Raw genomic sequence first — 11,356 nt, 5'->3', positions numbered from 1 at the left:
TGCGAATAGAAAGGGTGGGTTATTCGTCCGAGAGCCGGCCGGGCGACCACTCGGCGTCGAGTTCCTCGTGGGAGAACGGCCGGGCGTCCTCGCCGGCGTAGGTCGCGACGAGCTGGCCGTCGCCCTCGAGGTGGTACTTGTACGTCGTCAGTCCCTCGAGGCCGACGGGACCACGGGCGTGGATCTTGCCCGTGCTGATGCCGACCTCGGCGCCGAGTCCGAACCGATAGCCGTCGGCAAAGCGGGTCGACGCGTTGTGGAAGACGCTCGCGGAGTCGATGCTGCGCATGAAGGTGCTCGCGCGGTCGGCGTCCTCGGTCACGATCGATTCCGTGTGCTTCGAGCCGTGGGTGGTGACGTGATCGATCGCGGTCTCGAGCGAGTCGACGACCCGGATCGAGACGACGAGATCGCCGTACTCGGTGTCCCAGTCGGCCTCGGTCGCGGCCGCGACGTCGACGATCTCGCGGGTGGCCTCGTCGCCGCGAATCTCGACGCCGGCGGTCTCGTAGCGGTCCGCGATCGCGGGGAGGAACGCGTCGGCGACGTCCTCGTGGACCAGCAGGGTCTCGACGGCGTTACAGACCGCGGGATACTGGACCTTGGCGTCGTAGGCGATGTCTTCGGCCATCGAGAGATCCGCCTCGTCGTCGACGTAGACGTGGCAGATTCCCTCCGTGTGGCCCAACACGGGGATGCTCGTGTTGTCCTGAATGTAGCTGACGAACGCGGAGCTGCCACGCGGCATCAGGAGGTCGATCGCGTCGTCCATCTCGAGTAAGGCGTCGATGTCCTCGCGAGCCTCGACGTGCTGTGCCCAGCCGTCGGGGATTCCGGCGTCGGCCGCGGCTTCCTCGATGATCTCGAACAGGATTCGGTTCGAGTGCAGCGCCTCGCTCCCGCCTTTGAGGATCACCGCGTTCCCCGATTTCAGGGCGAGCGCGGCGATCTGGACCAGCGCGTCGGGCCGCGATTCGAAGACCGTGCCGACGACGCCGATCGGGACGGCGACCTTGTAGAGCTCGAGGTCCTCGTCGAGTTCTCGGGCGGCGAGCGTCTTCCCGAGCGGATCCTCCTGCTCGGCGACGCTGCGGACCATCTCCGCGATGCTCTCGATCTTCGACTCCGAGAGTTTCAGTCGGTCGACCAGCGCCTGCGTGTACTCGCCCTCCTCGAGGAGCCGCTCGCCCTCCTCGACGTCCGTCTCGTTTTCCGTGAGGATCTCGTCGGTCCGCGCTTCGATCGCGTCGGCGATCTCGCGAAGCGCCGCGCTCCGATCCCCGTCAGACAGTTTCGCGAGCTCGAGGGCCGCGGTCTGTGCCTCGTCGACGTCGCGTTCGATGTCGGTCTCAGTCATCGCTCACACCGTTTATGGGAACGAATATGGTTCCCACGGGTTTGGCAGTAGCGATCTTCTCGAGCACGTCGGGTTCCGTCGACTTCGCGATGTAGGCCGGAATGCCGTGCTCGCTGACGTCGCGCGCGCCCTCGACTTTCGTCTGGATGCCGCCGAAGCCGTCGGTCGTGGTCTCGCTGATGATCTCCTGGACCTCGTCGTAGTTGGTACCGACGGCCTCGATGCGCTCGGCGTCGTCGTCGTCCTTCGGATTGCCGGTGTAGACGCCGCCGACGTCGGTCAGCGTCACCAGCAGGTCGGCGTCGACGCCCATCGTCGTCGCCGCCGAGAGCATGTCGTTGTCGCCGATCCGGATCTCCTCGGTCGCGACGGCGTCGTTCTCGTTGATGATCGGAACGACGCCCCAGTCCAGCAGCGTCTCGATCGTGTTCCGCAGGTTCGTAAAGCGCTCGGGGTTCTCGAGGTCGTGCTGGGTCAAGAGCAGTTGCGCGACCTTCCGGTCGTAGCGGTCGAAGCTCTCGGTGTAGCGGTGCATGAGGAGACTCTGGCCGACGGTCGAGAGGGCCTGGGACTCCTCGACGGTCCCACTTGACTGTTCGATCCGGCCCGTGCCGGCCCCGATCGAACCCGAGGAGACGAGAATGACCTCCTTGTCCCGCTTCAGGAGGTCCTCGATGTCGTCGACGAGCTTGTCGAGTTTCTCGTCGTCCAAGTTCGAGTCCGCGTCGGTCAGGGAGTTTGTCCCGGCCTTGACGATCACCCGGTCGGCGTCGGCCGCGAGCCGTCGCGCCGCCCCGATGCTCGGTTCCTCGAGTCCCTCACGCATCGTTCTCATTGCCGAACTCGGCGGTCAGTTCCGCGGCTCGTTCCTCGGCCGCCCGGACCGCCGCGGCGACGGCCGCGTCGGCGTCGCTATCCCACAGGACCTCCATCCCCTCGATGGTCGTCCCGTTGGGCGAGCAGACGGCGTCGATCAGTTCCTCGGTGCTGCGGTCCGACCGGAGGACGGTCTCGGCCGCGCCCTTGAACGTCTGGGCGGCCAGCCGTTCGGCGTCGTCGGACTCGAGGCCGCCCTCGATGCCAGCCTCCGCCATTGCCTGAATGAGGTAGAAGACGAACGCCGGGCCGCTCCCGTTGACGGCGGTCGCGATATCCATCTGTCGTTCGTCGACCTCGGCGAACTCGCCGACGTCGCCGAGCAGTTCGCGCACCTCGTCGGGAATCTCGTCGCCGGTGACGGCCGCCGCCATGTCTCCCGTCTCGGCGGCGAGGTTCGGCATGATCCGGACGACGTTCGCGTCGGTTCGCGCTTCGACGTAGTCGGTCGAGACGCCCGCAGCGATAGAGAGCAGCGTCTGATCGGGAGAGAGATCGAGTTCATCGAGCACTGCGTCGACGATGTCCGGTTTCACCGCGACGATCACCACGTCGGCGTCGGTCGCCTCGGAGACGTCCGACGTCGTGCGCTCGACGTAGTCTTCGACTCTCGCGAGTGCGTCGGGATCGAGATCACACGCGACGATCGTGTGGTTCCCGGCCCGCCAGAGGCCCGTGATCAGGGCGCTTCCCATGTTTCCACAACCGATAACGCTCGTCTGCACCATCTTGCTCTAGCCGAGGTGCCGGGGCGGACATACCAACTTTGGTTTCGATCGCTCGAGGCGTCGGCGCGACGGCGAGAAAGCTATCGGCCCGATCTGGACGGGGAGCCCGACTCAGTCGGCGGGATGGACGTCTGTCACCGTCCCCACGCCCTTGCTGCGGCCCTCGCGGAAGACGAACTTCTGGCCCTCCTCGACGAGATACGGTCGGAACTTGAACCGGACGGTGGTCTCGCCCGTGTCGCCCGGCAGGAGGCGGCCGTTCTCCGGGTAGAAGGCAGCGGCCTCGCCGATCGTCTCGAGGTGGACGACGGGTTCGTACCCCTCGCCGATCCGAGTGGGGTGGTTGAGCACCATGACTTCGGCCTCGAACTCCCGGACGGGGTCGGGATCGGCGTCCCGTGGGAGGAGCACCATGCCGCGCTCGATGGCGCTCTCCTTGACGCCCTTCAGCGCAATGCCGACGATCCGACCCGCCTGGGCCTTGTCGACGCGGTGGTAGTGCATCTCGATCGAGCGGACCTCGACCTCCTGGAACCGGCCGTCGGGCATCGGCCCCAACAGGAGTTCGTCGCCGGCCTCGACCTCGCCGGACATCACGGTACCGGAGGCGACCGCACCGACGCCGGTCACCGAGTAGCTCCGGTCGACGTACATCCGGAACTCGCCGGTGTCCTGGGCGGTCTTCGGAAGGCGGTCGAACAGTTCGTCCAGCGTCTCCAAGCCGTCCATCGTGATCGCGCTGGTCTCGACGATGGGAACCACGCGCTCGCTGATCTCGTCGATCGCGGCGTCCACGCCGTGGCGGGACACCCGCAGCGGCGACTTGTCGACCTCCCGCAGGAGCCGTTCGACCTCGCGTTCGACCTCCTCGATGCGCTCCTGGTCGACGGTGTCGGTCTTCGTGATCGCGACGATCGTCGGCAGGTCAGTCGCGAGCAGGACGCCGAGGTGTTCCCGGGTCGTGCGCGTGGGGCCGTCGTCAGCAGCGACGACCAACAGCCCGTAATCGAGTTTCTGGCCGACCAGTCCGCGGATCGTCGTCCGGAGCCACGGCTCGTGGCCGACGGTGTCGACGAACGAGACCAGTCGGTCGGCCTCCTCGACGACCGCGGCGCGGTCCTGCTTTCGGTTCGGGTTCCGAACGCGGACCGGGCCGTCCTCGTCGAAGCCGTAGACGGCGTAGGACAGGTCGGCGGAGAGCCCGCGTTCGACCTCGTGGGGCTGGACGTCGAGATACGCGCGCGTCGCGCCGTCGCCGTCGTCGGGGTTGCCCGTGACGAGCGAACCGACGAGCGTGCTCTTGCCGTGATCGACGTGGCCCGCCGTCCCGACGACGACGTGTTCGTCGTCGGTCTCGAGGACGCCGCCCTCCTGTACCGTGGCGACGCCGACGAGTCCACGCTCGGACGTCTCCGACGTCCGATCTGCTTCGGACTCGGCCGAGTCCGAAACGCCGTTGACACCCCAGGTCTGGACATCGTCGATGTGGGCGTCGGCCTCTTCGGCGAGCAGGGAGAGAACGTCCATCGTCTCGGAGAACGTGTCGGGGTCGATGCCGGCGAGGCCGCCGTCGTCGGTGACGCCGACGACGTACGTCGCCTCGCCGTCCCCGGAGAGCAGTCGGTGGCGCAGTTGCGCGGCCAGGCTCTCCCGTCGTCCACCCTCGAGGTGGACGTCACGTGACAGTCGTTCCTTGAATTCGACGTTGCCACCGTCCTGTTCGCCACGGTCCAGGGCTCGCTCGAGGAGAGCCCGGTCACGGCTCATACCGTTCGATAGCGGCTCACATGGCAAAAACCTTCCCGTGCAGTGGCAACACAGCACACAGTACGTGTCCGTAGGACAATCGCTAGCCACGGAGTCGACAGTGCGGACTCGAGGATCCGGACGCCGGTCGCGATCGCGCGTGTACGGACTACCGGCAGTGCCGGCGTTCCTAACGACAGCGCCGGCGTTCGTTTCGCTCCCGGCCGGGGTGTTCCGGCCGCGGTTTCAAGACGCTCGAAACGCTACTTCGACCATGAGCGTCAGCGGCCTCTGTCAGATCTGCGAGTCCCGGCCCGCACAGGAGCGGTGTGGGAACTGCGGCACGCTCGCCTGTGACGTCCACTACGAGGACGGGAAGGAACTATGCGTCGAGTGCGCCGCGCAGGCGGATCCGACCCAACCGTCGCCGTCGGAGTCCGAAGACGTCGATATCAACCGGCTCTGAGCACCGTGACCTCGATCCGCGACGTCCTCGGCGACTCGCTGGCCGTCGGCGAGCGGTTTCGACTTTCCATCGAGGAGCGCGACGATCGACTCGTCGCCGACCATCCCAACGACGCGAGTCCCCTGGATATCGCGGTCGTCGAAGGACTGGAACTGCTCGAGGAGCGGCCGCCAGCGGAGCCCGTCACGGTCGAAATCCTCGGCCGGACCGTCGACGGCCACGTCGCGGGCCGCGTGATCGGTCCCTCCGATCCCTAGTCCCGATACTGGTTCAGCCGCTTTTTCAGCCGCTTGGCGGCCTGTCCGCTAGCTTTTGCGAAGTCCTCGCCGTCGTCTTCGCCGGCGAAGATGATTCCTCGCGAGGAGTTGACCAGCCCGACGCCGTCGGCCAGCCCGTACTCGACGGCCGCCTCGGCGTCGCCGCCCTGCGCGCCCACGCCGGGGACGAGGAAGGGGAGGTCGGGAACCTGCTCGCGTAGGTCCTCGAGTTCCTCGGGTTTGGTCGCGCCGACGACGAGGCCGACGTTGTCGTTCTCGTTCCAGAGGTCCGCCAGCGCGGCGACGCGCTCGTAGACGGCTTCGCCCGTCTCGAGTTCGAGGTCCTGAACGTCGGCGCCGCCGGGGTTCGACGTCCGACAGAGGACGAAGACGCCAGCCTCCTCGTTCGAGAGGAACGGCTGCAGCGAGTCCCGGCCCATGTAGGGGTTGACGGTGATCGCATCGGCTCGCTCGAGCAGCTGCGCGTACTGGCGGGTCGTATTGCCGATGTCGGCGCGCTTGGCGTCGAGCAGGACGGGGACGTCCTTCCCGTGGGCGTAGGCGATCGTCTCCTCGAGCGCTCGCCAGCCGTCGGGGTCCTCGTAGAAGGCGGCGTTTGGCTTGTAGACAGCGGCGTGCTCGTGGGTGGCGTCGATAATCCGGCGGTTGAACGCCCACCGCGGGAGGTCGTAGTCCGCGAGGTGGTCGGGAATTCGCGACGGGTCGGGGTCGAGCCCGACCGAGACGACGCTGTCGACCGTCCGAATGCGGTCGTGCAGGCGATCGAAGAAGTTCATGCCTGCGAGTGGTCTCCCGCCGGTCGAAAAGGTTGCTATCCCGTCGGCCGTTCGCAGTCTCGTCCGTCCACGAACGGGTTCGACTGGGTACTCGCGGGGTATCGAGATGTCCATCTGATCGGGAAAATCACTCGAGTTCGGCGTTGACGAGCCGGAATATCCCGAATGCGAACCGTTCCCGTTCCAAATACTTTAGACATCAGCTACTTCGCTATTATAATCGTCGGCTACAGTATGGCCATTCGAACCAACGAGAAATCTAACTCGCATCTCGGTCGACTTCGCAACCGTATCCGCTCGACGCTGTTCGCGGGCGACGACCGGTCCGCGGAGGACGCTGACGTCGATGCCGACCGCGTCGAAGCGGACGCCGCCGCATCGTCGCCGGACTCCCGTGGGAACCTCTTCCAGTGCTCGCGGTGCGGGACCGTCTACATCGACTCGGAAAAGACCGCCTGCTCGGACTGCGACGAAGCCGTCGAGCAGGTCCGATCGGACCTGAACTCGTCGCCCGCCCGGTAGCCAGCCCGTATCTCGACGTTATCGATCGGTTGACGCGGCGTTCGGCCGGTTTCCGCTCTCCTCACGCCTCGAGCACTTCGATCGGGTTGTTCTCCGGATCGCGGAGGAACAGGATCGTCGTTCCGCTTTCCGTCGTGCGCGGCTCGCTGATCGTCGAGACGTGGTCGGGGAGGTCCGCGTAGAACGCGTCGAGGTCGTCGACCGTCAGTCCGACGTGTTTCGCGCCGGGCTGGTTGAGCCCCGCCGCGGGTGAACCGCGCGCTTCGGGGTCGTACTCGACGAGTTCGATCCGAATCCCGTCGGCCTCGAGGTGGGCGAACTCCCCGCGGGCCCCTTCGACGCCGACGGCGTCCGAAAACTCTTCGCCGCCGACGCTGAATCGCTCGACGACGTCGAGTCCGAGGACGTCCCGATAGAAGGGAAGCGTCTCCTCGAGGTCGTCGACGGTGATTCCGACGTGGTGTGCGCTGAGCGAGGTCATCGGTCAGAGGGTACGAGTCCGAGGGAAAAACGCTTCCGTCTCTTCGCGGACGGCGGGCACGGACTCAGTCGACGTCGAGGAACTCGCGGAGCCGCTCGGCGTAGGCGTCGGGCCGGTCGGCCATGACCCAGTGAGACGCCTCGTCGAGACCGACGAGTTCGGCGTCGGCAATGTCGTCTTCCAGCCGCTCGGCGTACTCGACGGGCTGAAACTCGTCCTCGGCGCCCCACAGCAGGAGCGTCCGAGCGGTGATCTCGCTCGGATCGATCTCGGTCGTGTGACTCGTGTTTGTTCCGATCGCGTTGCGCGACAGCGAGATAACTGCCTCCTCGGAGTCCCACGGCGCCAGCATTCCGTCGACGAACGCCTCCTCGGGTTCGTCGTAGCGGGTGTCACGGAAGATGTCCTCGAGCAGTTCACGCGCGTCGTCGACGCTCATCTCGGCGATGGTCGACGGCAGTCCGAGATCGATGATCGCCTCGATCGGCCACGAGTCGTAACAGACCGCGTTCGACAGCGCGAGTCGCTCGACGGCGTCGGGGTTGTGCGCGGCGTAGCGTAACCCGACGCCGCCGCCGAGGTCGTGGCCGACGAACGTAATCGACTCGAGGCCCAGTTCGTCGACTAGTCCGTCGATCATCGCCTCCTGGGCGCGGATCGAGCGATCGAAGCCGTCGTGCATCGCCGAGTTCCCGTAGCCGACCATATCGGGCGCGATCACCCGGTAGTCGTCCGACAGCGGCGGGGCGACGTCGCGCCAGAGGTACGACGACGTCGGAATGCCGTGACAGAACAGTACCGGTTCCCCGTCGCCGTCGTCGTAGTAGGCGACCTCGAGGTCGTGTTCGTCGACGGTGACGGTCGCCGTCTCCTGGTCGTCGGCCCACGTCTCGTAATCCATACCGTGTCGCGCTGCCACGCCGACGCCATTAGTGGTTGGCGTCGGTCGGATCACGGACGTGTTCGTCGGATGAGCGCCAGCGCTGGAGGCAGGTCGGGACCTCGTTCGGGATCGATAGTAGCCACTGAAAGTCAATGCATACCTGATCGCAGGACGGCGTTGCGATCAGTATGTAACTAGTTTCAGTGGCTACTGTAACAGTCCGATCCGATCGGCATACTCACGAACGGGGGTCTCCGGAGGCGGCCGTCTCGAACCGATCGGCGTTGATAGAGTAGACGTGCTGTCTGGCGTCCGCAAACGAGATCTGCGAGTCGACGAGGTCGTGCTCCTCGAGTTGCTTCAGGGCGTAGCGGACCGTTCGAGCGGGAAGCATGGTCTCCTCGGCCAGTCGGGACTGCGTAAGAGAACCCTCGTGTGCGAGGACGGTCAACACCAGTTTCGCGCTCGGTGGGACGTCGTCGACGGCGTCCGGGGCGGTATTCGACGTGAGAACGACCTGTTCGCTCATTGTCCGTCTCTGGCCGCGGAGCCTCTTTAATGGTTCTCTACGTCCTCCGTTGGGGGGGAGCCGTCCGCTGTGAGACCAGCCGCAGTAGGTCGCGCTCGCGGCTGACTGTTGACACGCGTCCTCTCGGAGGGCGCCGCTGACCGAACGTCGTCTCGCCCGGTCAGGCCGCCTCGAGTTCCCCGGCTAGGTCGTGGAAACTGTCGATCGTCAGATCCGGTTCGGTCTCGTACGGTCCCCAGAGCGTGTCCGACCGGTTGATCCAGACGCCCTGCATCCCGGCGTTCATCGCACCCGGCACGTCCCACCAGCCGGCACCGGTGAAGGCGATCTCCTCGATCGGCGTCCCGATCTCGTCGGCTGCGTGGCGGTACAGCTCGGGCTGGGGTTTGAACTGCTCGATCTCGTCGGCGCTGATCGCCTCCTCGATCACGCCCTCGAGGTCCGCGTGATCGACCAGCGACTCGAGCATCTCCTCGTTCCCGTTGGAGACGATATAGCAGTCGTACCCCAACTCGTTGAAGCGCTCCATCCCCTCGCGGACGTCGTCGAAGACGGGCAGTTCGTGGTACGTCGAGAGGATCTCCTCGCGCTCGTCCTCGCTGACGTCGGCGCCGATCATCTCGAGGGCGACCCGCAGAGCGTTGCGGTTCATCTCGTAGAACGCGTCGTACTCGCCGATCGCGTTGCCGACCATCGCGTTCGCCAGCGAGCGCTGGCGCCAGACCTGGGCGACGAGCGAGGGGTCGAACTCGTCGACGTGATCCGAGAGGGCCTCGGTGACGCCGGAGACGTCTACGAGCGTGCCGTACGAGTCGAACGCGAGCGTCTCAACTGTGTCTGGATCGAACGACATGACGGTCTCGATACCCCGTGAACGGCGAAATAGCTTGGCCCGACGGTGAGTTCGATCCCGACGAGTCGAGTGCGATTTACTCCACACCGCTGCCGGCACGGAACTGATGGGCGTTTCCGTCGTGGGACTCCGCATGGACACGAGCAGACAGCTATACGAGCAGGACGCGGCGGGCTGGCGCCGCGGCCTGTACGAGGACGTCAAACGGACGTTTCGCGCGCCGATCGTCAACTGGTTCTTCCGAACGCTGACGGCCAACGAACCCGCGTTCACGCGGTACCTGTGGACGCAGTGCAAGCCGCTGTTCCAGACCCGGGCGTTCGGCCGATACACCGTCGCCTACAGGGACGCCGTGCTCTCGGCGCTCGAGGACGCCTCCGCGGACGTCCCGCGCTACCGGTGTGCCGACCTCGATCTCCGACCGCCCGAGTGGCGCGAACTCCGCGGCCAGGTCGCGACGTTCGACATCGTGGCGCCGCGACTGGCGTTCACGTTCGCGGTCTGCGATCGGGCGATGAACGACGAACTTCCGGAACCGGAGCCGACTGGCGAGCCGTGGACGGCGCCCCTTCCCGAATGGCTCGACCGCGATCGCGGCCTGTCGGTGACGATGGTCGACGGGGACGCGGTTCCCGCCGACCTCGAGTCCACCGTCGAGGTGATTCGTGACTTCCACGGCCTCGAGGGCGGACTGCCAAGCATCTATCGTTGTCTCGCGCAGTGGCCGAACTATCTCGAACCGGCCTGGTCGGACCTCGCCGTCCTCGAGAGCGACGCGTTCGAACGCGGTCGCGACGACGCCGACGCGGTCGTCAACGACCACCTCGAGAGCCTCCCGTACGCGCCGCGGCTTTCGCCGGCGGCGCTCTCCGAGCGCGGGTTCGACGACGCGACGATCGACGACCTCCGGAAGTTCGTCCGGCAGTTCAATCGCGGCGCGATCGAAACCGTGCTGCCGGCGCTCGTCGTCTACGCGGCGACGCTCGACGTGGCCGGCGAGCGGTCGCTCTAGACCGCCGCGACGCGTTCGAACGCCGTCACTCGAGGACGGCCCGCACCTGCAGGTACTCGACGCGGATCGCGTTGTCGCCGAACCACTCCTCTAAGGCCGCGACCGCGTCTCGGCGGAGCGCGTCGCGGGACTCGTCGTCGTCCATCCGCCGGAGCACCGGCGACAGCGGCCCGGACTCCTCGGCGAACTCCCGCCAGAAGTGGTGGGGCGTGGCATAGCGGAACTCGAGGTGGCGCCGCTGGAACGAGAGATCGGGGACGTCGGAAAACTCCTCACGGACGAACTCGGGGTCGCCCCACCGGAGGTGCGACCGCGGGTCGCCGGGCGACTCGTCGACGTGGTCGGTCAGCACCTCGGTGAGGTCGCCGACGACGCCGTTGGGCGACCACGCCGTGAAACAGACTCGGCCGCCCGATTTCGTCGCGCGGCGCAGTTCCGCCCCGGCCGCCGTCGAGTCCGGCGCGAACACGTGGCCGAAGTTCGAGAGGACGACGTCGAACGCGCCGTCGGACACCGGGAGGGCCTCGGCGTCGCCGGTGAGCCAGCCGATGTCGTCGTAGCCCGCGAGCGCGGCGTTCTCGCGCGCGAGCTCGAGCATGTCGTGGGCGAGGTCGAGGCCGACGACGTCGGCCCCCGAACGACGGGCCGTCAGCGCGGCGTTGCCGGTCCCGCAGCCGACGTCGAGGACGCGGTTGCCGGGATCGATCCCCGCGGCGTTGACCAGGCGCGCGATGGCGGGCAGCATGTTCGGCGCCATCGCGGGATAGCGGCCCGCCGACCAGACGTGTCTCGCCGATCGGTCGTCGGACTCCGGCGGATCGTTCATACGCCGTTTGCGGTCGCCACGGA

At 66.7% G+C, this 11,356-nt stretch carries 14 protein-coding genes; 4 read left to right on the top strand and 10 right to left on the bottom strand.

Annotation, left to right across the window (positions count from 1 at the left end; genetic code table 11):
• Window positions 1–19 precede the first annotated feature (19 nt).
• The 4 genes from HTUR_RS10880 to HTUR_RS10865 form a co-directional block, all read right to left on the bottom strand.
• Complete coding sequence (locus HTUR_RS10880) at window positions 20–1,357, bottom strand: glutamate-5-semialdehyde dehydrogenase (RefSeq protein ID WP_012943378.1); 1,338 nt, start codon at window positions 1,355–1,357, stop codon at window positions 20–22.
• Window positions 1,350–2,183 (bottom strand): glutamate 5-kinase, encoded by an 834-nt coding sequence (proB, locus tag HTUR_RS10875; protein ID WP_012943377.1) that lies wholly within the window; start codon window positions 2,181–2,183, stop codon window positions 1,350–1,352. Before proB ends, HTUR_RS10880 begins: the two co-directional genes overlap by 8 nt.
• Window positions 2,176–2,961 (bottom strand): pyrroline-5-carboxylate reductase, encoded by a 786-nt coding sequence (proC, locus tag HTUR_RS10870; RefSeq protein ID WP_012943376.1) that lies wholly within the window; start codon window positions 2,959–2,961, stop codon window positions 2,176–2,178. The genes proB and proC overlap by 8 nt, the downstream gene beginning before the upstream one ends.
• Before the next feature lie 111 nt (window positions 2,962–3,072).
• Window positions 3,073–4,728 (bottom strand): GTPBP1 family GTP-binding protein, encoded by a 1,656-nt coding sequence (locus HTUR_RS10865; protein WP_012943375.1) that lies wholly within the window; start codon window positions 4,726–4,728, stop codon window positions 3,073–3,075.
• A 253-nt stretch (window positions 4,729–4,981) separates the two neighbouring features.
• Here HTUR_RS10865 and HTUR_RS10860 point away from each other — a divergent pair, with 253 nt between their 5' ends.
• Both HTUR_RS10860 and HTUR_RS10855 read left to right on the top strand, forming a co-directional pair.
• The gene (locus HTUR_RS10860) at window positions 4,982–5,173 is read left to right on the top strand and encodes a hypothetical protein (protein ID WP_012943374.1); all 192 of its coding nucleotides are present in this window, start codon (window positions 4,982–4,984) and stop codon (window positions 5,171–5,173) included.
• A gap of 5 nt (window positions 5,174–5,178) precedes the next feature.
• Window positions 5,179–5,430 carry a hypothetical protein gene (locus tag HTUR_RS10855; RefSeq protein WP_012943373.1) on the top strand — a complete coding sequence of 84 codons (252 nt, stop codon included), beginning with the start codon at window positions 5,179–5,181 and terminating at the stop codon, window positions 5,428–5,430.
• On the opposite strand, the gene pyrF is transcribed toward HTUR_RS10855, so the two are convergent.
• Window positions 5,427–6,227, bottom strand: a complete 801-nt coding sequence (gene pyrF / locus HTUR_RS10850; protein ID WP_012943372.1) for an orotidine-5'-phosphate decarboxylase — start codon at window positions 6,225–6,227, stop codon at window positions 5,427–5,429. The genes HTUR_RS10855 and pyrF overlap by 4 nt on opposite strands.
• 234 nt (window positions 6,228–6,461) lie before the next feature.
• Here pyrF and HTUR_RS10845 point away from each other — a divergent pair, with 234 nt between their 5' ends.
• Window positions 6,462–6,749 (top strand): hypothetical protein, encoded by a 288-nt coding sequence (locus HTUR_RS10845; protein WP_049941696.1) that lies wholly within the window; start codon window positions 6,462–6,464, stop codon window positions 6,747–6,749.
• Window positions 6,750–6,810: 61 nt separating this feature from the next.
• Here the strand turns inward: HTUR_RS10845 and HTUR_RS10840 are convergent, their stop codons facing one another.
• From HTUR_RS10840 to HTUR_RS10825, 4 genes are all read right to left on the bottom strand, one after another.
• Complete coding sequence (locus tag HTUR_RS10840) at window positions 6,811–7,230, bottom strand: VOC family protein (RefSeq protein ID WP_012943370.1); 420 nt, start codon at window positions 7,228–7,230, stop codon at window positions 6,811–6,813.
• A 64-nt stretch (window positions 7,231–7,294) separates the two neighbouring features.
• On the bottom strand, window positions 7,295–8,131 hold the full coding sequence (locus HTUR_RS10835) for an alpha/beta fold hydrolase (protein ID WP_012943369.1): 837 nt from the start codon (window positions 8,129–8,131) through the stop codon (window positions 7,295–7,297).
• Window positions 8,132–8,351: 220 nt separating this feature from the next.
• On the bottom strand, window positions 8,352–8,642 hold the full coding sequence (locus HTUR_RS10830; protein ID WP_012943368.1) for a MarR family transcriptional regulator: 291 nt from the start codon (window positions 8,640–8,642) through the stop codon (window positions 8,352–8,354).
• Between the two features lie 160 nt (window positions 8,643–8,802).
• The gene (locus HTUR_RS10825; protein WP_012943367.1) at window positions 8,803–9,495 is read right to left on the bottom strand and encodes a haloacid dehalogenase type II; all 693 of its coding nucleotides are present in this window, start codon (window positions 9,493–9,495) and stop codon (window positions 8,803–8,805) included.
• A 106-nt stretch (window positions 9,496–9,601) separates the two neighbouring features.
• On the opposite strand from HTUR_RS10825, the gene HTUR_RS10820 reads away from it, so the two are divergent.
• Window positions 9,602–10,507, top strand: a complete 906-nt coding sequence (locus tag HTUR_RS10820) for a halocarboxylic acid dehydrogenase DehI family protein (RefSeq protein ID WP_012943366.1) — start codon at window positions 9,602–9,604, stop codon at window positions 10,505–10,507.
• Window positions 10,508–10,532: 25 nt separating this feature from the next.
• Here the strand turns inward: HTUR_RS10820 and HTUR_RS10815 are convergent, their stop codons facing one another.
• Window positions 10,533–11,333, bottom strand: coding sequence for a class I SAM-dependent methyltransferase (locus HTUR_RS10815; protein ID WP_012943365.1), 801 nt, complete (start codon window positions 11,331–11,333; stop codon window positions 10,533–10,535).
• Window positions 11,334–11,356 lie beyond the last annotated feature (23 nt).

The sequence above is a fragment of the Haloterrigena turkmenica DSM 5511 genome, from assembly GCF_000025325.1.
Lineage (GTDB): Archaea > Halobacteriota > Halobacteria > Halobacteriales > Natrialbaceae > Haloterrigena > Haloterrigena turkmenica.
The sequence above is the reverse complement of the archived record's forward strand: the minus strand, read 5'-3'. Positions and strand labels throughout refer to the sequence as shown.

Coding starts and splice junctions, on each gene's coding strand:
- HTUR_RS10840 (WP_012943370.1), bottom strand. CDS start 7,230: ATGACCTCGCTCAGCGCACACCACGTCGGAATCACCGTCGACGACCTC.
- proC (WP_012943376.1), bottom strand. CDS start 2,961: ATGGTGCAGACGAGCGTTATCGGTTGTGGAAACATGGGAAGCGCCCTG.
- HTUR_RS10820 (WP_012943366.1), top strand. CDS start 9,602: ATGGGCGTTTCCGTCGTGGGACTCCGCATGGACACGAGCAGACAGCTA.
- proB (WP_012943377.1), bottom strand. CDS start 2,183: ATGCGTGAGGGACTCGAGGAACCGAGCATCGGGGCGGCGCGACGGCTC.
- HTUR_RS10865 (WP_012943375.1), bottom strand. CDS start 4,728: ATGAGCCGTGACCGGGCTCTCCTCGAGCGAGCCCTGGACCGTGGCGAA.
- HTUR_RS10815 (WP_012943365.1), bottom strand. CDS start 11,333: ATGAACGATCCGCCGGAGTCCGACGACCGATCGGCGAGACACGTCTGG.
- HTUR_RS10825 (WP_012943367.1), bottom strand. CDS start 9,495: ATGTCGTTCGATCCAGACACAGTTGAGACGCTCGCGTTCGACTCGTAC.
- HTUR_RS10835 (WP_012943369.1), bottom strand. CDS start 8,131: ATGGATTACGAGACGTGGGCCGACGACCAGGAGACGGCGACCGTCACC.
- HTUR_RS10830 (WP_012943368.1), bottom strand. CDS start 8,642: ATGAGCGAACAGGTCGTTCTCACGTCGAATACCGCCCCGGACGCCGTC.
- HTUR_RS10880 (WP_012943378.1), bottom strand. CDS start 1,357: ATGACTGAGACCGACATCGAACGCGACGTCGACGAGGCACAGACCGCG.
- pyrF (WP_012943372.1), bottom strand. CDS start 6,227: ATGAACTTCTTCGATCGCCTGCACGACCGCATTCGGACGGTCGACAGC.
- HTUR_RS10860 (WP_012943374.1), top strand. CDS start 4,982: ATGAGCGTCAGCGGCCTCTGTCAGATCTGCGAGTCCCGGCCCGCACAG.
- HTUR_RS10845 (WP_049941696.1), top strand. CDS start 6,462: ATGGCCATTCGAACCAACGAGAAATCTAACTCGCATCTCGGTCGACTT.